At 42.3% G+C, this 19,994-nt stretch carries 23 protein-coding genes; 7 read left to right on the top strand and 16 right to left on the bottom strand.

The window, feature by feature from the left end:
• Position 1 precedes the first annotated feature (1 nt).
• From argB to WKT00_RS05130, 6 genes are all read right to left on the bottom strand, one after another.
• Entirely contained in the window at positions 2 to 901 is a 900-nt protein-coding gene (gene argB, locus WKT00_RS05105) for an acetylglutamate kinase (RefSeq protein WP_101695628.1), read from the bottom strand.
• A gap of 36 nt (positions 902 to 937) precedes the next feature.
• Positions 938 to 2,161, bottom strand: a complete 1,224-nt coding sequence (argJ, locus tag WKT00_RS05110) for a bifunctional glutamate N-acetyltransferase/amino-acid acetyltransferase ArgJ (protein ID WP_101695629.1) — start codon at positions 2,159 to 2,161, stop codon at positions 938 to 940.
• Between the two features lie 30 nt (positions 2,162 to 2,191).
• Complete coding sequence (locus WKT00_RS05115) at positions 2,192 to 2,635, bottom strand: GNAT family N-acetyltransferase (protein WP_101695630.1); 444 nt, start codon at positions 2,633 to 2,635, stop codon at positions 2,192 to 2,194.
• A gap of 18 nt (positions 2,636 to 2,653) precedes the next feature.
• Positions 2,654 to 3,694, bottom strand: a complete 1,041-nt coding sequence (argC, locus tag WKT00_RS05120; RefSeq protein WP_173814488.1) for an N-acetyl-gamma-glutamyl-phosphate reductase — start codon at positions 3,692 to 3,694, stop codon at positions 2,654 to 2,656.
• A 159-nt stretch (positions 3,695 to 3,853) separates the two neighbouring features.
• Positions 3,854 to 5,191, bottom strand: a complete 1,338-nt coding sequence (locus WKT00_RS05125; RefSeq protein WP_101695632.1) for a permease prefix domain 1-containing protein — start codon at positions 5,189 to 5,191, stop codon at positions 3,854 to 3,856.
• Entirely contained in the window at positions 5,184 to 5,519 is a 336-nt protein-coding gene (locus tag WKT00_RS05130) for a PadR family transcriptional regulator (protein ID WP_101695633.1), read from the bottom strand. Before WKT00_RS05130 ends, WKT00_RS05125 begins: the two co-directional genes overlap by 8 nt.
• A 188-nt stretch (positions 5,520 to 5,707) precedes the next feature.
• On the opposite strand from WKT00_RS05130, the gene WKT00_RS05135 reads away from it, so the two are divergent.
• Together WKT00_RS05135 and WKT00_RS05140 are read left to right on the top strand one after the other, a co-directional pair.
• Positions 5,708 to 6,037: a DUF1648 domain-containing protein gene (locus WKT00_RS05135; protein WP_101695634.1), complete on the top strand. Its 330-nt coding sequence runs from the start codon at positions 5,708 to 5,710 to the stop codon at positions 6,035 to 6,037.
• A gap of 21 nt (positions 6,038 to 6,058) precedes the next feature.
• Entirely contained in the window at positions 6,059 to 6,619 is a 561-nt protein-coding gene (locus tag WKT00_RS05140) for an NUDIX hydrolase (protein ID WP_101695635.1), read from the top strand.
• A 44-nt stretch (positions 6,620 to 6,663) separates the two neighbouring features.
• Here WKT00_RS05140 and WKT00_RS05145 read toward each other — a convergent pair whose 3' ends face one another.
• Positions 6,664 to 7,266: a lysine exporter LysO family protein gene (locus WKT00_RS05145; RefSeq protein ID WP_101695636.1), complete on the bottom strand. Its 603-nt coding sequence runs from the start codon at positions 7,264 to 7,266 to the stop codon at positions 6,664 to 6,666.
• The gene (locus WKT00_RS05150; protein WP_101695637.1) at positions 7,263 to 7,559 is read right to left on the bottom strand and encodes a hypothetical protein; all 297 of its coding nucleotides are present in this window, start codon (positions 7,557 to 7,559) and stop codon (positions 7,263 to 7,265) included. Before WKT00_RS05150 ends, WKT00_RS05145 begins: the two co-directional genes overlap by 4 nt.
• 257 nt (positions 7,560 to 7,816) lie before the next feature.
• Between WKT00_RS05150 and WKT00_RS05155 the strand changes: the two genes are divergently transcribed.
• Positions 7,817 to 9,037 (top strand): argininosuccinate synthase, encoded by a 1,221-nt coding sequence (locus tag WKT00_RS05155; protein WP_101695638.1) that lies wholly within the window; start codon positions 7,817 to 7,819, stop codon positions 9,035 to 9,037.
• Positions 9,038 to 9,137: 100 nt separating this feature from the next.
• On the opposite strand, the gene WKT00_RS05160 is transcribed toward WKT00_RS05155, so the two are convergent.
• Positions 9,138 to 10,106, bottom strand: a complete 969-nt coding sequence (locus WKT00_RS05160; protein WP_101695639.1) for a dipeptidase — start codon at positions 10,104 to 10,106, stop codon at positions 9,138 to 9,140.
• Between the two features lie 243 nt (positions 10,107 to 10,349).
• On the opposite strand from WKT00_RS05160, the gene WKT00_RS05165 reads away from it, so the two are divergent.
• Together WKT00_RS05165 and WKT00_RS05170 are read left to right on the top strand one after the other, a co-directional pair.
• Positions 10,350 to 10,532 carry a hypothetical protein gene (locus WKT00_RS05165; protein WP_101695640.1) on the top strand — a complete coding sequence of 61 codons (183 nt, stop codon included), beginning with the start codon at positions 10,350 to 10,352 and terminating at the stop codon, positions 10,530 to 10,532.
• Positions 10,533 to 10,548: 16 nt separating this feature from the next.
• Complete coding sequence (locus WKT00_RS05170) at positions 10,549 to 10,809, top strand: spore coat protein (RefSeq protein WP_101695641.1); 261 nt, start codon at positions 10,549 to 10,551, stop codon at positions 10,807 to 10,809.
• A gap of 93 nt (positions 10,810 to 10,902) precedes the next feature.
• Here WKT00_RS05170 and WKT00_RS05175 read toward each other — a convergent pair whose 3' ends face one another.
• The 6 genes from WKT00_RS05175 to WKT00_RS05200 all read right to left on the bottom strand — a co-directional run bounded on the left by WKT00_RS05175 (position 10,903) and on the right by WKT00_RS05200 (position 17,295).
• Complete coding sequence (locus tag WKT00_RS05175) at positions 10,903 to 11,508, bottom strand: HD domain-containing protein (protein ID WP_101695642.1); 606 nt, start codon at positions 11,506 to 11,508, stop codon at positions 10,903 to 10,905.
• A gap of 1 nt (position 11,509) precedes the next feature.
• Entirely contained in the window at positions 11,510 to 13,324 is a 1,815-nt protein-coding gene (locus tag WKT00_RS05180) for an ABC transporter ATP-binding protein (RefSeq protein ID WP_101695643.1), read from the bottom strand.
• Position 13,325: 1 nt separating this feature from the next.
• Complete coding sequence (locus WKT00_RS05185) at positions 13,326 to 15,638, bottom strand: ABC transporter ATP-binding protein (protein WP_101695644.1); 2,313 nt, start codon at positions 15,636 to 15,638, stop codon at positions 13,326 to 13,328.
• A 26-nt stretch (positions 15,639 to 15,664) separates the two neighbouring features.
• Positions 15,665 to 16,165, bottom strand: a complete 501-nt coding sequence (locus tag WKT00_RS05190) for a MarR family winged helix-turn-helix transcriptional regulator (protein ID WP_101695645.1) — start codon at positions 16,163 to 16,165, stop codon at positions 15,665 to 15,667.
• Between the two features lie 230 nt (positions 16,166 to 16,395).
• A complete protein-coding gene (gene dtd, locus WKT00_RS05195) occupies positions 16,396 to 16,842 on the bottom strand; it encodes a D-aminoacyl-tRNA deacylase (protein ID WP_101695646.1) in 447 nt (148 codons plus the stop codon).
• On the bottom strand, positions 16,843 to 17,295 hold the full coding sequence (locus WKT00_RS05200) for a GNAT family N-acetyltransferase (protein ID WP_101695647.1): 453 nt from the start codon (positions 17,293 to 17,295) through the stop codon (positions 16,843 to 16,845).
• A 208-nt stretch (positions 17,296 to 17,503) separates the two neighbouring features.
• Here WKT00_RS05200 and WKT00_RS05205 point away from each other — a divergent pair, with 208 nt between their 5' ends.
• Entirely contained in the window at positions 17,504 to 18,133 is a 630-nt protein-coding gene (locus WKT00_RS05205) for a TMEM164 family acyltransferase (RefSeq protein ID WP_173814496.1), read from the top strand.
• A gap of 58 nt (positions 18,134 to 18,191) precedes the next feature.
• Here WKT00_RS05205 and WKT00_RS05210 read toward each other — a convergent pair whose 3' ends face one another.
• Positions 18,192 to 19,400: a dicarboxylate/amino acid:cation symporter gene (locus WKT00_RS05210; RefSeq protein WP_340261468.1), complete on the bottom strand. Its 1,209-nt coding sequence runs from the start codon at positions 19,398 to 19,400 to the stop codon at positions 18,192 to 18,194.
• Positions 19,401 to 19,594: 194 nt separating this feature from the next.
• Between WKT00_RS05210 and WKT00_RS05215 the strand changes: the two genes are divergently transcribed.
• On the top strand, positions 19,595 to 19,951 hold the full coding sequence (locus WKT00_RS05215; RefSeq protein ID WP_340261471.1) for a hypothetical protein: 357 nt from the start codon (positions 19,595 to 19,597) through the stop codon (positions 19,949 to 19,951).
• The last annotated feature ends 43 nt before the right edge of the window (positions 19,952 to 19,994 follow it).

Below are 19,994 nucleotides of genomic sequence, written 5' to 3' on the forward strand. Positions count from 1 at the left end.
CTTACTCTCCATAATAAAATTGCTGTGCCCCGTCATTTAAGATCGCCGTTCCAATTCCTTTATTGGTAAAAATCTCAAGAAGCAGACAATGCGGAATCCGACCGTCCAAAATATGAACTCTGGACACCCCGTTTTCAATCGCATCGATACAGTTGTGAAGCTTCGGAAGCATTCCACCGCCAATATAGCCCTCATCCATCAGTTTTCTTGCATCCGATACCGTCAGTTCAGAAATCAAGGTAGCCGGATCTTTTGGATCTTTATACACCCCTTCGATATCCGTCAGAAACGCAAGCTTTTCCGCCCTCATCGCCCTTGCGATAGCGCATGCTGCATCGTCTGCATTAATATTATACGTATTGTAATCGTCATCAAGACCCACCGGACAAATAATTGGAAGAAAGTCCTTCTCCAGCAGATCATATAGAATCTGGATATTTACTTTCTTAATCTCTCCTACAAATCCAATATCTTCTCCGTCTGCATATTTTTTATCCACCGTCAAAAGCTTTCCGTCTTTTCCGCTGATTCCAATCGCTCGAACGCCTAGACTTTCCACCAGCTGAACCAATTCCTTATTGACCTTTCCAAGCACCATTTCTGCCAGTTCCATAGTCTCTGCATCGGTAACACGAAGTCCATTGACAAAGTTCGGCTCCATACCCACCTTGCTAACCCAGCGACTGATTTCTTTCCCTCCGCCATGGACAATAATCGGTTTAAATCCTACTAGCTTTAGAAGGGTTACATCCTTGATTACCTGCTCTTTTAGATTCTCATCTACCATAGCGCTTCCGCCGTACTTTACTACAATAATCTTCCGGTTAAACCTTTGGATATAAGGAAGTGCTTCAATCAGCACTTCTGCCTTATCCAGATATTTCTGCATATTCTGATCCATCTTCCTGTCACTCCTTCTTTCCTGAACTTTTCTCACCTAGCTTCTGTAATCTGCATTAATCTCGATATATCCATGGGTCAGATCACATCCCCATGCTGTTGCCGTCTCCTCTCCCATCTTCACATCGGCAATGGCCGTCACTTCCGGCTCGGATAATATTTTCGTTGCTTCCGCCTCACTATAGTTGACTGCTGTTCCGTTTTCAATAATTTGGATCTTACCGGCTGCACTTTCAAAGAAAAGATCTACCTGCTCCGGATCAAACTGCGCTCCAGAATATCCCATCGCGCACAAGATCCGTCCCCAGTTGGCATCATGTCCGGCAATCGCCGTCTTGGTCAAATTGGAACATACGATAGATTTAGCCAGAATTTTTGCCTGTTCCTTACTCTCACATCCCACTGCTTTTACTTCAAACAACGCAGTTGCACCTTCTCCGTCTCCTGCAATTTTTTTCGCCAGATACTCGTTGATCACATGAAGCGCCTCTTTGAACGTTTCGTACGCTTCACTTCCATAAATGATTTCCTCATTTTCTGCCATCCCATTTGCCAAAAGAAGCACGGTATCATTCGTAGAAGTATCTCCATCCACAGAAATCATGTTATATGTATCATCCACATCTTCGCTCAATGCCTTCTGAAGTGTCTCTTTAGAAATCACCGCATCCGTTGTAATAAAAGCAAGCATGGTGCACATATTCGGATGGATCATACCAGATCCTTTTGCCATCCCTCCGATGGTCACTGTCTTTCCTGCAACCTCAATTTCTACGGCCAATTCCTTTTCTTTCGTATCCGTTGTCATAATGGCCTTTGCTGCTTCCTGTCCACTTTCTAACGTAGCCTGCTTTTTCTTTGCCAGTTCTGCAACACCTGCTGTCAGCTTTTCAATCGGAATCTGCTTTCCGATGACTCCCGTAGATCCAACCAGTACTCCAGCCGCCGAGATACCAAGCGCCGCAGCTGCCGCATCCGCTGTATCCTTACAATACCCAAAGCCTTCTGATCCAGTACATGCATTGGCAATTCCTGAGTTTACAATGACAGCTTGAACTTTTGCCCCGCTCTTTACTACCTGCTGATCCCACTTAACCGGAGCAGCCTTTACTACATTGGTCGTAAAGGTTCCCGCTGCCACACATGGAACCTGACTGTAAATCATTGCCATGTCGGTACGGTTCTGGTATTTGATTCCTGCTGCGGTACTTGCCGCTTCATATCCTTTTGCTGCTGTTACGCCACCTGCGATCTGTTTCATATTCATCCCATCCTTTTTTCTAATCTTTGATTATTGAATAAATGCCGTAATATTTTCTTCATTTAAAGTAAAATCATAATAATTCAAATCCTCGCGCTTCGTCCAGCCGATTTCCTTCCAGAATGCATTTCCAATATCATTCTGTGTAAATGCAATGAGAGACACCTTATTGATCTCTTCCTTCTTCAGCGCTTCCATTGCATAAACCACCATCGCCTTTCCAATGCCGCGCATCCTCCAGTCAGGATCCACGCATACATGGTAAAGACAGCCTCTTCGCCCATCGTGCCCGCATAGAATTGCTCCTACAATCTGATCCTCCTCCACAGCTACCACACTGGTATCTGGATTTCTTCTTAAGAATCTTGCTACGCCCTCTTTGGAATCATCCACACTCCGGATTCCAAATCCACGAATTTTCCTCCATAATGCATACACCTGGTCATAATCTTCGATTTTCATTTGTCTTACCATCTGCGTCCTCCCCTCCTTTTATGGGAACATAGGAACCATATTCAATCCCTCATTCTCTGAAAATCCAAACATCAGATTCATATTCTGAACCGCCTGACCTGCTGCCCCCTTTACTAGATTATCAATGGCTCCCATCATAATAATCCGATTGGTTCTTGGATCAATCTGGAAATTAATATCTACATAGTTGCTTCCTTCTACCCATTTGGTCTCCGGGAAAACACCCTTTTCCAGTACCCTGACGAACGTTTCCTTCTGATAATACTGGTCATAAATGGCTTTGACTTCCTCGTAAGTGACCTGTTTTTTTAACGTCGCATATTCCGTTGCCAGAATCCCTCTGTTCATCGGGATTAAGTGAGGCGTAAAGTTTAACGTCACCGGCTCCCCTGCTGCAATCCCAAGCTGTTCTTCAATCTCCGGCGTATGTCTGTGAGATGCCACTCCATATGCCTTAATATTTTCGTTAACCTCACAGTAGAGATTCGGAAGCTTTGCGCCTCTTCCAGCTCCAGAAGTGCCTGATTTTGCATCGATAATCAATGTACTCATATCGATTACTCCTTCTTTTGCCAGCGGATACGCAGTTAGAATGGAACAGGTTGTATAACACCCCGGATTTGCCAGTAATCTTGCATGTTTAATCATTTCCCGGTTTACCTCACTAAGACCATATACCGCTTCCTCGATATACTGAGGACTCTCATGCTTAATCCCATACCATTTCTCATAGACCGCCACATCTTTGATTCGGTAATCAGCACTTAAATCAATGATCTTCGCCTTTGACAGAATGGCATCATTCATCATGGATGCACAGAATCCCTGAGGCGTCGCCGTGAAAATAACATCCACCTGATCTGCAAGCGCTTCCATATTATCATCCATACATTTTGCATCTACAATCTGAAACATATTCCGGTAAACATCTGCATAGTTCTGGTCCACATAACTTCTCGAACCATACCATACAATCTCTACCTCCTTATGTCCGTTCAAAATTCTTACCAGCTCCGCTCCTGCATAGCCAGTCGCACCAATAATCCCTGCTTTTATCATTGTATTACCTCCTAAGATAACCCAATTTTCTGAAACTTTCTACTGCTCTCATGCTTATATGCATGTGCATAATCTAAAATACTTGCATAATTATACACCAACGATGTATAATATGCAAGTATTTTTCTTAAGATTATTTTTCGTTTTTTGTTTCTACTTTTATTCTGTTGTCTGCTGCCGACTCTTTTTCCGAATTTTCACATCTGAAATCACATTCTGATACCGATAAATACTAAGCAATATCCCAAGCAGTACCCCAGTCATTAGCGCACCACTTCCACCGCTTCCTAAGAATGGACAGTATACATTTTGGGGCACTGTTAATCCCAAGCATCCTGCCGTATACACAAGAATCTGCCGCGCCAGCACCACCATACATGCAAATCCCATCATTCTTCCCAGCTGATTCTTCTGCCTTGCCGCATGATGAAAAAGTACCCCCAAAAGCACCGCCATCATTCCAACCAAAAGAACGGTAACCAAAATACCGTAAAAAGACAACAGATAAGTCAAAAGATCCTCCGTTCTCTCCCCGGAAGCCAGCATGTTGATTGCCTCTGTGCTGCCTCCCACAAATCGGCTGTCGGAAACCACCGTCCGAAAAAAGCGTACGGTTTCATTCGTCTCTGAATGAAATGGAGACAAAATTGCCAATGCCCGTTCTTTCTGATATGTCGCACCAAATACCCAAAGATATCCTACCGAAAGAGACGGTAACAAGCACCCCATAAGCGCCAGACCTCCTATTGTTCTTTTCTTCTTAATCTGGTACCATCCCCTGCTCACTGCGTAAACCAAAATCAAAAGACACAAAAGCATCATCCACAGAACCAGGTAAAAGCTTCCGCAGGCAATTGCCGGAAGTACGAGCGGAACCGTCCACAAAAGTCCTTTTCCAATCGAACCATATCCCTGTCCACGGTACTGATACAGCACTGCTGCGTACAAGGGTATCATCAGAAAAATTAAGATCCGCACATTGACAGTCACAATTCCTCCCAGCGAAACCCACCCGCTGCTTCCATTGATTACATTTCCACCAAAGCCAATTCCCAAAACCAGCACGACTGATGCCAGAATGGTCAACTCTCTTGCCCACTTTCCAATCCTGCTGTAATCCCAAAAACATACACCTATCATAATCATAAAACTAAATAAATAGGAAGCCCCCACTTTCGCTGACAAAAAATCAACTCCCAGTGCAGCTTCTACCAGAAAACGTACAAGAAAACCAGCAAAGTAGAGAGCTCCTGCAAGTCCAATCATCCCCCATGCCATCTTCGGTCTGTGAACCTGATCCAGTTCCATCCCCGCCGCAACCGGATCTCCCATCTGTTCTACAGCAGCTTCTTCTGCCTCATATTCAGTCATACCACTAGCTAGATAAGCCATCTTCTGATCCTCGATATGGTCCTCTAACTCTTTTTGGATGAACGGAATCGCTTTTTTGCAGCGAATCTGCTCCTCTAATACTTCCAGATACCCTTTTCTATCCACAAAATGCACCTCCCAGTACCTGACTTACCGCCTTAGAGTATTCATTCCACTCTTCTGTTTTTGCCTTCAGCTGCTTTTTTCCTTCTTTGGTAATCCGGTAATACTTCCGTACCTTTCCCGCTACTTCTTTCTCATAGGTCTCCACACATCTTTGCTCCTCTAATTTGTGAAGAATCGGATAGAGTGTTCCGGCTTTCAATTCAAACACATTCATAGAACGTTCCCGGAGCATCTCAATCATCTCATATCCATATAGGTCTTTTTCCTCCAAAAGTTTCAAAAGAAGCATTCCATTGCTTCCCGACAACAAGCTTCTATCAATTGCCATGCCCTTTCACCTCTTTCTTATATTGTATAGATGATCTATATATCATATTTTTATAATACATAGATCGTCTATATATGTCAACCCATTTTTCACAGATCTCAATTCAAGAAAATTCTATATACAAACCTAGGAAGAAGGAATATAATTTCATATATAACAGGAAGTCACAAAAGAAAGAAGGAATTTTTATGAAATGGATTGGAAGCCAAAAATTGACATGGACTATTTGCAGCATTGGTATTTTATTGGCCGTAATCAGCGTGTTCTTCCTGCCGCAAATAATCCCTGTGCATTTTGCAAATGGAATCGCAGATGATTTTGGAAGTAAACTCGAAATTTTTCTTTTTCCAGCACTATCACTTTTCATTACTATCCTAAGTGGAACAGAAAAAATCAAATATTTCCTGACTCACTCCAAAACATTTTTAACAGATGTTTCATATAATCTTATGATAGACGGAGTTTTGGGGATTATTACAGTCACGGAAATTTATATTATTTATGCTTCATTTATTTAAAATTTTCAGGAGGAAATAACTTTGGAAGACCTTGAGCAGTTAAAAAAACAGATTGAAAAATACCAGCCTTATAACGAACAGGAAGAAAAAGACAAAGAAGAAATTTTGCGGCACCTTTACGAATCGAAACATATTTTGACACGTGAAAATAAGAATGCTCATTTTACAGTATCTGCATGGATTGTAAATGAAGACCGTCAAAAAGTTTTAATGGCTTATCACAATATTTATCAGTCCTTCGCATGGCTTGGGGGGCATGCGGATGGGAATGCAGATTTAAAGCAGGTGATTCTGAAAGAAATTGAGGAAGAAAGCGGACTGACAGATGTTCGCTTCGTCTCAGAAGATATATTTTCTCTTGAAATATTGCCGGTTTCCGGACACGAAAAAAAGGGAATATACATTCCCTCCCATTTACATTTGAATATAACATATTTATTAGAAGCCAGTACAGATGCACCCCTTCGGATCAAAGCCGATGAAAACAGCCAGATCGAATGGATCAAAGCAGATGAAATCAGCGAAAAATCCACAGAAGCATGGTTTGTAGAGCGTATTTATTCAAAGTTATGTAAAAAATGAACCAAGGTAAAAAATACGCTCTTTATATATCGAAAAAGATTTAATTAAACCATATTCAGGCAAAAAGAAATCAAAATAGGAACCATAAATGAACATATCACGCCATTAAAAACGGACAAAACAACCGTTTCTTCATTTGTATATTTCAACATAACCGGCAAAGTAGTATCTTCACTGGTAGCTCCTGCCGGGGCAATACATGTATAGTAATTAAAGTGAACTGCAAGAAATGGAATCAAAATAAAGGAAAACATCTCTCGCATAAGATTACTCATAAAAGCAATGCTACCCATCTCCACATTGGCTAACCCACTAATCGTAACACCTGCCAAACTATACCAGCCCAAGCCACTGGTGATCGCCGTCCCATAACCAATCGGTATTTCCAGAATCAAGGAACAGATAACTCCTCCCACGAAAGATCCGACAATAATTCCGATCGGAATGATAAAGATTTTCATATGATACTCTTTTATTTTTGAAAAGATTCCTCTCTGCATTCCGATACTGATGCCGACAGAAAACATCAAAATGTATAATACTATATCCGTGTTTTCCGTTATCATATTTAAAGCAGTTAATTCAATACCAGACATTCCATAAACCAAACCAATCCCTAATGCTAAAATCATAAATACAATAATCATTTATCCACCTCTTGTTCTTGATCACCTTTTCTCTTTTTCATAAACTTTTTTGTTAAAACAAAAACTATGAGAATTGATAAAACAGTTGGAATTAGAAAAAATAATAAGCTTGATAATCCCAACGAAGATAAATCGTTTATAAAATTGTCATCTCTTCCTAGCTTTACACCCATACAAAGAATCAGAAGGAACGTGCAGCCAAGAGAAAACCACTCATTCCCTTTTTTTGCACGCTTTGGTATCAGAAAACGCCCAGCGAGAATACCGAGACACATAATGATTAAAGCCTCCATAAGCCCCTCCTTTACTTAGCGCATTACTTTTAATTATATCATGGCCTACTGACAAAGTAAATCCCTACAAATCATGCCCATAAACTACTATACATCCCCTCATAGCTCCTCTTTTTTATACACATCATTTGTATATTTTGCATATTTTAAACTTTTTTACAATTTTATCTTGCATATTTATGAATTGTGGTGTATAGTATGTCTTGCATTGAAACAAACAAAATAAAATCAAAGATAGATTTGAGGAGGATAAACATATGAAAGAGAAAGTTGTATTAGCGTATTCCGGAGGACTGGACACCACAGCCATTATTCCATGGCTCAAAGAAAATTTTGATTACGAAGTAATCTGCTGCTGCGTAGACTGCGGTCAGGAGGAAGAATTAGACGGACTGGAAGAGCGTGCAAAATTATCCGGCGCTTCCAAATTATATATCGAAGACATCGTTGACGATTTCTGTGATAATTACGTCGTTCCTTGCGTACAGGCACACGCCGTTTATGAAAACAAATATTTACTCGGAACTTCCATGGCACGTCCGGCTATTGCAAAACGTCTCGTTGAGATTGCAAGAAAAGAAGGCGCTACTGCCATCTGCCACGGCGCTACCGGAAAAGGAAATGACCAGATCCGTTTTGAACTGGGAATCAAAGCGCTGGCTCCGGACATCAAAATCATCGCTCCATGGCGTATGACCGATGTATGGACCATGAACTCCCGTGAAGAAGAAATTGAGTACTGCAAAGCACATGGAATCGATCTTCCATTCGACGCAAGCCACAGCTACAGCCGTGACCGTAACTTGTGGCACATCAGTCACGAAGGACTGGAACTGGAGGATCCTGCAAACGAACCAAACTATGATCATCTTTTGGTTCTTGGGGTAACTCCGGAAAAAGCTCCGGACGAAGGAGAATATGTGACGATGACCTTTGAAAAAGGTGTTCCTAAGAGTATCAATGGTGAAGAAATGAAAGTTTCCGATATCATCCGCAAGCTCAATGAACTTGGTGGAAAGCACGGTGTTGGTATCTGTGATATCGTCGAAAACCGTGTAGTTGGTATGAAATCCCGTGGCGTATATGAGACTCCTGGCGGAACTATCCTCTACGAGGCACATCAGCAGTTAGAAGAACTGGTATTGGATCGCGCAACCTATGAAGTAAAGGAAGAAATGGGCAATAAACTTTCTCAGATCGTATACGAAGGAAAATGGTTTACTCCACTTCGTGAAGCTGTACAGGCATTTATCGAAAGTACACAGGAATACGTGACCGGTGAAGTAAAATTCAAACTCTATAAAGGCAATATTATCAAAGCCGGAACCACATCTCCATATTCTCTGTATAGTGAGTCTTTGGCAAGCTTTACAACTGGCGATCTCTATGATCACCACGATGCAGACGGATTCATCAATCTGTTTGGTCTGCCATTAAAGGTTCGTGCAATGAAAATGGCAGAAGTAGAAGGCAAATAAAAATGTATAAACCCCAATAAATAATTCTCTAAAGAAGGGGCTTACCGTTTCTCATAACTGTAAGCCCCTTCTTGCTTTATCTGTCATTCTTTCAAATACGCTATGCTAAGACTTCGCGCAGCACTCGTTCTACATTTTCTCCCCAGATCTTATCAAGCTGTCCTTTGGATAATCCTTTCTTCTCCAGCGCCTCCCACAAAAGTTCCATCGCCGATGCATTCGGGATATCCAGTCGTTCCAGCCCGTCAATCCCGTCAAAATCTGTTCCAATCGCCGGAAATTCACTTCCACCCACTTGAATCATATGCAGAATATGGGCTGTCATTTCCTCAATTTTAGATTCTTTTGTAGTTCCCAAAAACGGTCCAAAAAAGTTAAGACCGGCAACACCGCCCTGCTCTGCAAGAGCCCGGATCATTTCATCTGTCAGATTCCTTGGATGGTTACACAAATTGCGGCAATTAGAATGAGAGGCCACTACTGGCCCTTTTGCATATTTTAAAATGTCCCAAAAAGTTCCGTCGGAAGCATGAGAAACGTCCGCAATCATTCCCAGTTCTCCCATCCTTGTTACTGTCTCGATTCCAAATGGCGTCAGCCCCTTCTCCATCATTCCCGCATCCCGGCTGTTTGGATGTCCCAGGCAGTTCTCATAGTTCCACATCAATGTCATCAGCCGCACCCCTTCCTGGTACAGGCTTGTAAGCCGTTCCATCCGGCCATTTAAAACGCCTCCCTCTTCGATCGTCAAAATAGCAGAAATCTTGCCATCTTCTGCATTTTCGGCAATCTCCTGCCAGGAATGAGCCAGGCGTATCCTGCTCTGGTAGATCTCAAACTGTTCTTTCGCATAAGCGATCATCTGCTCTGCTCTTTGATACGCATCCTCATATCCATTTCCATTCTCATAATTTCCAAAACAAGTAAAACATGCAAAAAACTGTGCTTTTGTACCGGCTTTTTCCATATGCTCAATACTGATACTATGCCGGTTTGTCATAAGATCTCCTGCATCTTTCTGATCCATCAATTTTCCAATCGTGTCACAATGCAAATCAATCAGCTTCATCGTGCTCCTCCTTCGTATCTTCGTTAATCACATCATTTACATTTTTCCAAACCTATCACACCGTCTGAATTCTCTAAATTCAGTATACTACACTAGTTCACAAGAGGGAATCTGTATCTTTCTGTATCTATTCAAAAATTTTACAAAAGAAAATGTCAAAAAACTCCTGTATATTTTTTCTTCATTTCCGAAATAATATTTTTGTATTGACATGTATCAATGAAAATAAAGGAGGAATGTACCATGTCTGAAATATCCGTACTTGACTTACAGAATCTCCGCCACTTAATCGGCGGCTATGACACTACACACTGCAAAATGCAGGATTATGCTTCCTGCGCCACAGATCCTGAAGTGAAGAAACTTTTTCAGGACGCAGCGGATTCTGCTATGAAAAACAAGCAAAATCTAATGAAATTTTTATAAGAGGAGGAAACTTGATATGTTAGATGAAAAAACAATGGTATCCGACACCCTGGCAAGCGTCAACGGAGAACTGGTCCGCTTCGGAGAAATGATTCCTCAGACGGAAAACAAAGAATTAAAGCAGTGTCTGAAACAGCTGCGCAACGAATGTGAAATGTCGCAGGAAAAACTCTATCAGATTGCCCGTGAAAAAAGCTACTATGTTCCTGCCGCTAAAGCATCTGAACAGGAAATCAGTCATGTAAAATCCGTATTAACCGGACTTTCCATGAAATAACTAGATAAGAAAAACAGCAGAATCTTTTTCTTCGCCTTTTTAGGCATGAAAGTGATTCTGCTGTTTGTATTTCTTATATCTTACCAAATCTCTTTATTCCTTTTTATTTCTATCATCCACAATTCGTTTCTTTTCTATATTTGGATCAATAAAATTTTCCTTTGCGTACTTCCAAAGCGTCTCCGATCCTTCTTTGGTTCGCTGATTCCGTTTCAAAATCTGACTCAAACGCACCTCATGCTCTTCCCACGCTTTTCCATCGGTAGCTGCATTTAACATCATCGGCTGTATATTGTCCATAGACCGGGCAAATTTAGCTTCCTTTGTCTCACAGGCTTCAAACTCTTCCCAAAGCGTACGCATTTTCTCTCTCTGATCCGAGGGAAGCATCCCAAAGATCCTCTCTGCTGCCCGTTCCTCCCGCTGCCTCTGGGTCTTCTTCGCCTCCATATCATACGCATAGGTATCACCTGCATCGATCTCTACAATATCATGGATCAGCAGCATAGAAATCGTCCGAAGCACATCAATTTCTTCATTGGCATACTCCGAAAGGAGCAGCGTCATAATCGCCATATGCCAGGCATGTTCCGCATCATTTTCCTTGCGGACGGCATCGGTAAGATACGTCTGCCGCCCTATCATTTTCTCTTTGTCAATCTCTCTTAAAAATGCAAACTGCTGCTCTAACCGCTCCATCCTATGCGCTCCTTTCAAACTGTGAATTGTATAGTTCCGCATAGAAGCCATTCTGAGCAATCAATGTTTCGTGATTTCCCTGCTCAATAATATCTCCGTCTTTCATCACCAGAATCAAATCTGCATCCCGAATGGTAGACAGACGGTGTGCGATAATAAAACTGGTTCTTCCGCGCATCAGATTATCCATCGCCTTCTGAATCCGAATCTCCGTACGGGTATCCACAGAACTGGTCGCCTCATCCAAAATCAAAATTTTAGGATCCGCAAGAATCGCTCTTGCAATCGTTAATAACTGTTTCTGTCCCTGAGACACATTGCTTGCTTCTTCATTTAATTCCATTTCGTATCCCCCCGGAAGGGTCTGTACAAAACGATGCACGTGAGCTGCTTTTGCCGCTTCTACGACCTCCTCATGGGTGGCACCCAACTTACCGTATCGAATATTTTCTTCAATACTTCCCTTAAAAAGCCAGGTGTCCTGCAGGACCATACCAAACATCTTTCTCAACTCACTTCTGTTAAAATCACGGATATCGTGTCCGTCCACTTTAATTGCCCCGCTTCCCACATCATAGAATCGCATCAGAAGCTTCACCATCGTCGTTTTTCCTGCTCCCGTCGGACCTACAATTGCAATCTTCTGCCCCGGTTCCACCTTCGCACTGAAATCGTTGATAATGGTATGCTCTGGATTATAGCCAAAGTGTACATGTTCAAATTCCACGCTTCCTTCGATCCCTTCCGGTGATACCGGATGTTCTGCCGTCTGTGCCTCTTCCTCTTCTTCCAGGAATTCAAAGACCCTCTCTGACGCGGCAGCTGTGGACTGAAGCATATTTGCCACCTGGGCAACCTGCTGAATCGGCATGGTAAACTGACGCACATACTGAATAAATGACTGGATATCTCCCACTTCGATCGTTCGCTTCACTGCCAAATAACCACCCAGAATTACCACGGCCACATAGCCCAGATTTCCTACAAACTGCATAATTGGCATCATCATACCGGAAAAGAACTGTGATTTCCATGCTGACTGATAGAGGATATCATTGTCCTTCTCAAACGCTGCGATCACGTCCTCTTCCTTATTAAATGCCTTTACAATATTATGACCACTGTAGATTTCTTCCACCTGACCATTGACATGCCCCAGATACTTCTGCTGGCTCTTAAAATACCGCTGCGAATGCTTTACAATCACGGAAATAAATCCCATAGAAATCGGAAGAATCAGAAGCGCTGCCAGTGTCATCAACGGACTGATACTAATCATCATCACCAACACACCGATGATCGTAGTCACAGACGTAATCACCTGCGTTGCACTCTGATTTAAACTCTGACTTAAAGTATCCACATCATTGGTAATTCTGGAAAGAATCTCTCCATGTGTCATCTGATCAAAGTATTTCACCGGAAGGCGGTTAATCTTTTCCGAAATTTCTTTCCGCATCCGATAGGTCAGCTTCTGTGAAATCCCCGTCATAATATAGCCTTGAACAAACGAAAACAAGGCGCTGCACAAATACAGGAAAAGAAGCCCAAGAAGAATCTGTCCTATCTTTCCAAAATTGATTCCATTTCCCCCTGAAACCTTGCCCACCAGACCGTTGAAGATCTCCGTAGTCGCTTTTCCTAAAATCTTAGGTCCTACAATATTAAAGATGGTGCTGCCCACTGCAAATACGGCCACAAAGAATATCGCAATTTTATAATTTGCAAGATAACTCATTAATTTCTTCATTGTTCCCTTAAAGTCTCTTGCTTTCTCTCCGGCAACACCGCCGTTCCCATGTCCATGTGGTGCCATATCATTCCACCTCCTTTAAGTCTTCTGCCAGTTCTTTCTCCGATAACTGAGAGGATGCGATCTGGTAATATGCTTCGCAATTCTTCAGAAGTTCTTTATGCGTTCCTTTTCCAACGACTTTTCCGTTATCCAGAACAATAATCTGTTCCGCCTGAAGAATCGTACTGATTCGCTGTGCAACAATCAGAACCGTACTGTCTGCTGTCTTTTCTTTTAACGCTTTCCGAAGCGTCACATCCGTCTTGTAATCAAGAGCGGAAAAACTGTCATCAAAAATATAGATTTCCGGATGTTTTGCGATCGCTCTTGCAATAGAAAGGCGCTGCTTCTGCCCACCGGACACATTGGCTCCACCCTGGGAAATCGGACTCTGATAACGCTTCTTCTTGTGCTCGATAAATTCTGTTGCCTGAGCGATTTTAGCTGCCTCTTCCATCTCTTCCTGAGTTCCGTCTGGATTTCCATACAGAATATTGGACGCAACATTTCCTGAGAATAGCACTCCTTTCTGCGGAACATACCCTATCTTCTCCCGCAGATCATGCTGCGTTACTTCCCGGATGTCTTCTCCGTCAATCATAATCTTACCTTCTGTCACATCATAAAACCGGGGAATTAGATTTACAAGCGTCGACTTTCCGCTTCCCGTACTCCCTATAAATGCCGTTGTCTCACCTGGTTTCGCAGTAAAGGAAATATCCTCCAACACATATTCTTCTGCTCCCGGATAACGGAAGGATACATGATCAAAGCAAACCTCTCCTTTTCCCTCTTCCGAAAATGTTTTTGCTTCCTTTGGATCGTGAATCAGCGTCTGACTCTTTAAGACTTCATCCACACGCTCTGCTGACACCGCCGCTCTTGGGAGCATTACAGAGATCATACAAATCATCAGGAAGGACATAATAATCTGCATGGTATACTGAATAAATGCCATCATATCTCCCACCTGCATTGCTCCATCATTGATGCTGTGTCCGCCAACCCAAACGATCAGTACCGTCACTGCATTCATAATTAACATCATCATCGGCATCATAAACGTCATCGCACGATTTACAAATAAGTTCGTCTTCGTCAGATCTTTATTTGCGCCGTCAAATCTTTCTTCCTCATATTCCTGCGTTCCAAATGCTCGGATTACCGGAAGTCCCGTTAAAATCTCTCTGCTGACCAAATTCAGGCGGTCAATCTGTTTCTGTACAATCTCAAATTTAGGCATTACCAAAACAAAGAGTGCAATGACAACCAATAGGATCATCAAAATTCCAAGGCCGATAATCCAACACATATCCACATTTGTATTAAAGACTTTCCACACTCCGCCTGCTGCCATAATCGGCGCATACAGAACCATCCGAAGCAGCATAACCATCAAAAGCTGAATCTGCTGAATGTCATTGGTACTTCTCGTAATCAAAGAGGCCGTTGAGAACTTATCAAATTCCGCATTGGAAAATCCAACCACCTTCCGGAATACATCGCGTCTTAGCCCCTGACCGATCCCCGCTGCAACCTTGGATGCCATCAATCCCACGAGAATACTTGCCAACATTCCAAGCGCTGCCAGCCCCAGCATCTTCGCTCCGGTCTGCATAATATAGGAAGAACTCATTTTCCCTGTATCAAGACCAATATTCTCGTATGCTGCCTTTACATAGACAGTAGCTGCCTGCTCTGTCATCGTCTCTGGCAGCTTAGCCATCTGTTCTTCCATCTGATCAATCATAGGGTCCCTCTGCTTTGGATCCATCATACCGATCATTTCATACAAGGTCATGCTGTCTACATCCGGCAGTTTCGTCTCTGTCTGAGACTGAACTTCCGCCTGCATCTGAGCCTGTGGCACTGCCTGCATCTGCCCCTGGGCTGCTGCCTGCATCTGTTCCTTCATCTTCTGACGCATTTCTTCTTCCATCTGCACTGCTGTATCGCTTCCAGAATCAATTCCTGATACCATCATCATAGGTACAGCCAAAACAGACGCCAGCTCTTCTTCCTGCTCTTCTTTTACCGACTCTTTTAACGCAAGAACTTTTCCATCATAATCATATGATTTTTGACTTTCTTCAAACGCCTCCCGCACCGTCTTCTGCTGCGCAGACGGCACAAACAAAAGCAGATGCTCCAAATCCTCCTTCGCAATTTCATCTGGTACTTTTTCCGTAATTCCGCTCTGCTGGATTCCAACATTTACGATATCCGATGTATACGTCGGTAAAGACAGATCACAATATGCCTGCACCATCAGCACCATCAGAATCATAAGTACAGAACCTGAATACGGCTTTAAAAATCGAAACAATTTCTTCATATTCTGCTTCCTTTCCTAAGTTTTCTCTAAAATCCATGCCTGCCGGAATGTCTGGTCTCTTTCATCAAAGCACAAAGATCCATGCCCTTTAAGTCTTTTGATGCGAACAGATTATCCCGCATCTGCATGGTAAGCCGCCGAAACAACAGGCGCTCTTCTACAGACATTCCATGGTGAAGAAGGTCCTCCATCTCTTTTAATATATTTTCTAAGGCTTCTACACACTGGATTCCTTTCTCTTTCAGATAAATCCTTACAATCCGCTGATCCTCCTGATCCGGCTTTCGCAAGATGTATTCCCGGCTCTCCAGTTTCTTAAGCGCTACCGTCATCGACGGCGGTGTAATTCCGATCTTTTCCGCCAGCTCCCGCTGCGAAATCCCTTCATGCTTATTCAGCAAAAATAAGATACCCGCTTGGCTTGGCTTCAAATCCAAAGCTTCCATCCGCTTCATTGCCTGATATTTACTCAAATGTAAAATCTGATGGAGCAACAAAAAAACTGACGTATCCTGCATTCCGTTCATATCATCCCTCCTGTCAATATTTCCAAAATCAGACTCAATTTTAAAATCAATTAGAAGTCTAACTATTATATTAGTAATTATCACAATATGTGTCAATGAATTTATGATTATTTAAGAATTAATTGGGATATTTTACAAGAAATTAATTAGATAGGAAAGTAATAACCGCCATCGGGGGACGTGTACGTTTTAAAAAAACTCCGTCCCCGATGGCGGTTCACCCTGTCCCTTTATAAATTATCTGAATCTAAAATGATTGTAAATGGTCCGTCATTTATCAGACTTACTTTCATATCTGCTCCGAATTGTCCACGTTCTACCATTTCTACCTGCTCTTTACATTTTTCAATAATGTATTCATACATCTCTTCTGCCATCCCCGGAGCCCCAGCCTCGATAAAGCTTGGTCGATTTCCTTTTTTGCAGTTTGCATACAGTGTAAACTGAGAAATCAAAAGCAGACTTCCACCCACAGTATCCAAAGACAGATTGGTCTTCCCCTGCTCATCTTCAAATATTCTCAGCCCCAGCATTTTTTTGATCATTTTATCAGCAATCTCTTTTGTATCGGAATTGCTGACTCCAATCAGCACCATAAATCCTTTTCCAATACTCCCAAGCACTTCTCCATCAACTCTAACTTCACTTTCCTTTACTCTTTGAATCACAAAACGCATCTATTTTCCCTCCTGTACTTCTTTGACCATCTGTGCATAAGCAAGGTCTTCATATCCCATTGCAAGATATAGCTTTTTTGCCCTTAAGTTATCCGGCTCAATTTCCAAACGAATCCGCTTTACCGTCGGCGCAATCTTTTCATCCACATAGGTGAAAAATTCTTTTCCCAGACCCTGGCAACGGAACTGTGGTCGAATATACAGTTCCTCTAACCACACGACCTTTCCCCCAGCCTCTTGCGAAAAGGTATAACTGGTTAATCCATACCCCGCCGGCTCTCCATCTTTTTCCAAAATATATCCTTTTGCATATTCTTCGGAACGCATCATTTCCTCCCACGCTGCCTCCCGATATGATTCTGGAATCGAATGCAGCACTGCTTCAGAATTATAAAATTCCTCCGACATTTCCATATATAACTGTCGATCCTCTTTTTTGATCTCTCGAATCATTGTTGATTCCCCCTTCCTTTTTTCTTTTTATCCTTAAATATTTATCGCCTTCATTCCGAAAACCGTGCCAAAATAGCCGCAGTAAAATCAATACATTCCCTTTTCATCTGCGTACATTCAGACAACATCCGTATTATAGCATATGAATGCATCCCGGTGTATAACAAATCCAAAATCAGATACACTTTATACTAGGAGAATTTAAAAAATGAAAAAATTTCGGACATTCTTTTTTACCTGCGGTATCCTAATGGCCGCAAGTGAAATTTGGAAACAATTAACCCTCACCTTCCTGATCAACCACGGAGCTTACGACTGGTGGTATTTCCCATTCCAGCTGTGCAGTATCCCTATGTATATCTGCCTCATTTGGCCTGTCATTTCAAACAAAAAATATCCACGCCTGCATCAGATACTTCTCACTTTTCTGATGGATTACTGTCTTCTGGCAGGAATATTTGCATTCTTTGACACCAGTGGCATGCATTATGACTATGCTCCTTTAACCCTCCATTCTTTCCTGTGGCATATCCTGATGATCCTGATCGGTATCACCGCCGGACTGACGCGCCAGGCTGATTACTCTTTATCCGGTTATTTAGGCGGCACTCTTCTCTATGCGGGACTATGTGGGACTGCTACACTTTTCAATCTCACTCTATGCCAATACGGAAATCTCAATATGTTCTACATCAGCCCACACTATCCAATGACACAGGTCGTATTTTCAGAAATCACTAAACAATTCGGAAATTCCATTGGCATTTGGAGTTATCTACTTTCTATCCCTGTTGGCGCAGGGGTTTTCCACATGATGTGGAAAAAATGGGCCAAGTAAATGATCATCGGGGACGTGTTCTTTTGCAAAAAACTCCGTCCCCGACTACAATTCAAAACTATTCCGACTCTTTTTCACTCGCCCCTACCACAACCGAACATGCAATATCTCCGGTAATATTCGTTGCGGTTGGTGCCATATCCGTAATCCTATCAATTCCTGCCACCAGTCCAATTCCTTCCAACGGTATTCCTACCGACTGCAATACCATAGACAGCATAACCATGGCTGATCCCGGAATTCCCGCAGCGCCCACAGATGCGAAAGTACAAGTCAATACAATTGTGATTTGCTGTACCAATGTCAATTCAATTCCATACACATTCGCAATGAACAACGCACAGATTCCCTGATAAATTGCGGTTCCATCCATATTAATTGTAGACCCAAGCGGCAGTACAAAGGAACGCACCGGTTCGGACACGCCCAAATCTTCCGCCGACTTCATCGAATATGGAAGGGTTGCGGAACTGCTTGCTGACGTAAATGCAAACACGATCGCCTCCGCAGATTTCCGGAAAAATTCTCTCGGTCCGATTCCGGAAAATATTTTTACGGATGTGGAATATACAATCAATGCATGAAGCACACACACTCCATAAACTGCCAACACCACGCTGATCAAAGGCAGCAATACTTTCAAACCGTTTTCCGCAACAATTGGCGCAATCAGCGCAAACACTGCTATCGGAGTAAATTTCATAATCACCCCTGTAATCGCATACATCGCTTCCGCCAATGAATCAAATGCACGGTAAATTGGTTTCCCCTTTTCTCCGATCATCATAATACCGCCGCCAATAATAATGGCAAATGCAATAATCTGAAGCATCTCACCATTTGCCAATGCTTGAATCGGATTAGCAGGAATAATATTAATCAGCGTATTGATGATCCCCGGATTCTCCGGAATCGTCACCTCCGCCACATCTCCTGCAATCTCAAATCCTTTGCCAATATCCAGAATATTCGATGCCAGCACTCCCAATGTTGCCGCACAGGCTGTTGTACACAAGAAATAAAGCATCGTTTTTCCACCGATTCTTCCAATCTTTTTCGCATCTCCAATCCCACATACACCAACAATGATCGATGAAAATACCATCGGTACCACAATCATTTTGATACAATTTAAAAACAGTGTTCCAAAGGGGCCAATATACGCCTTTGCAAGTTCTGCATGATTCTGCAGCGCAAGTCCAGCTGCCACACCAAATGCAAGGCCTATCATCGTCTTGACAGGCATGCTTAATTTTTTCTTTTTCATATTCATCTCCTCTTTCGTCTATTCCTTTAATTAGTTAGTATATCACATCATTAAAGTGTATGCCACTAAAACTTTTACACTAAACATTCCTGTTGAAAAATCATTATGGATAGCTTGCATTTTTTCGTCCTCTTTGCTACTGTGGTAACAGATAGGCGCATACATCATTTGCAGCGTCGTAAGGAGGTAGGATTATGACACTTAAAACATTGTTAAAACTGCCCGGCTTCTTATATGAAGTAAACGGACATTATTATTATCTTGGAAAATGGATTTGCAAAGAATGTACCGAGATCAAAGCTACCGACTGCGTATCCATGTACCACATGTGCAGAAATGGACAGGAAGAACCGGACACCGCTATGTATTTTCAAAAAATCCGTGCGTTCAGTGATTTCGCGCTGGAGATTCCTTATAACCCAGCTCAGATTCAGACAGATTTATCCCATCTTCTGACCTCTTTAACGGATGCGGATCAAAAATCTTTGGATATCCAAATCCAGAAATTTACAGAAGATCTGGAAAAATACACTGGCCAGACTATTTCTTAATCACAAATAAAAAGACTGTAGCAGGAATCGGGAGTTTATTGTA

The organism is Dorea sp. ICN-14282, from assembly GCF_037890115.1.
Classification (GTDB): Bacteria; Bacillota; Clostridia; order Lachnospirales; family Lachnospiraceae; genus Dorea_B; species Dorea_B phocaeensis.

Bases quoted from the DNA above. Each gene is read 5' to 3' on its own strand.
- argB (WP_101695628.1), bottom strand. From the start codon at position 901: ATGGATCAGAATATGCAGAAATATCTGGATAAGGCAGAAGTGCTGATT.
- argJ (WP_101695629.1), bottom strand. From the start codon at position 2,161: ATGAAACAGATCGCAGGTGGCGTAACAGCAGCAAAAGGATATGAAGCG.
- WKT00_RS05115 (WP_101695630.1), bottom strand. From the start codon at position 2,635: ATGGTAAGACAAATGAAAATCGAAGATTATGACCAGGTGTATGCATTA.
- argC (WP_173814488.1), bottom strand. From the start codon at position 3,694: ATGATAAAAGCAGGGATTATTGGTGCGACTGGCTATGCAGGAGCGGAG.
- WKT00_RS05130 (WP_101695633.1), bottom strand. From the start codon at position 5,519: ATGGCAATTGATAGAAGCTTGTTGTCGGGAAGCAATGGAATGCTTCTT.
- WKT00_RS05135 (WP_101695634.1), top strand. From the start codon at position 5,708: ATGAAATGGATTGGAAGCCAAAAATTGACATGGACTATTTGCAGCATT.
- WKT00_RS05145 (WP_101695636.1), bottom strand. From the start codon at position 7,266: ATGATTATTGTATTTATGATTTTAGCATTAGGGATTGGTTTGGTTTAT.
- WKT00_RS05150 (WP_101695637.1), bottom strand. From the start codon at position 7,559: ATGGAGGCTTTAATCATTATGTGTCTCGGTATTCTCGCTGGGCGTTTT.
- WKT00_RS05155 (WP_101695638.1), top strand. From the start codon at position 7,817: ATGAAAGAGAAAGTTGTATTAGCGTATTCCGGAGGACTGGACACCACA.
- WKT00_RS05160 (WP_101695639.1), bottom strand. From the start codon at position 10,106: ATGAAGCTGATTGATTTGCATTGTGACACGATTGGAAAATTGATGGAT.
- WKT00_RS05165 (WP_101695640.1), top strand. From the start codon at position 10,350: ATGTCTGAAATATCCGTACTTGACTTACAGAATCTCCGCCACTTAATC.
- WKT00_RS05170 (WP_101695641.1), top strand. From the start codon at position 10,549: ATGTTAGATGAAAAAACAATGGTATCCGACACCCTGGCAAGCGTCAAC.
- WKT00_RS05175 (WP_101695642.1), bottom strand. From the start codon at position 11,508: ATGGAGCGGTTAGAGCAGCAGTTTGCATTTTTAAGAGAGATTGACAAA.
- WKT00_RS05180 (WP_101695643.1), bottom strand. From the start codon at position 13,324: ATGGCACCACATGGACATGGGAACGGCGGTGTTGCCGGAGAGAAAGCA.
- WKT00_RS05185 (WP_101695644.1), bottom strand. From the start codon at position 15,638: ATGAAGAAATTGTTTCGATTTTTAAAGCCGTATTCAGGTTCTGTACTT.
- WKT00_RS05190 (WP_101695645.1), bottom strand. From the start codon at position 16,165: ATGAACGGAATGCAGGATACGTCAGTTTTTTTGTTGCTCCATCAGATT.
- dtd (WP_101695646.1), bottom strand. From the start codon at position 16,842: ATGCGTTTTGTGATTCAAAGAGTAAAGGAAAGTGAAGTTAGAGTTGAT.
- WKT00_RS05200 (WP_101695647.1), bottom strand. From the start codon at position 17,295: ATGATTCGAGAGATCAAAAAAGAGGATCGACAGTTATATATGGAAATG.
- WKT00_RS05205 (WP_173814496.1), top strand. From the start codon at position 17,504: ATGAAAAAATTTCGGACATTCTTTTTTACCTGCGGTATCCTAATGGCC.
- WKT00_RS05210 (WP_340261468.1), bottom strand. From the start codon at position 19,400: ATGAAAAAGAAAAAATTAAGCATGCCTGTCAAGACGATGATAGGCCTT.
- WKT00_RS05215 (WP_340261471.1), top strand. From the start codon at position 19,595: ATGACACTTAAAACATTGTTAAAACTGCCCGGCTTCTTATATGAAGTA.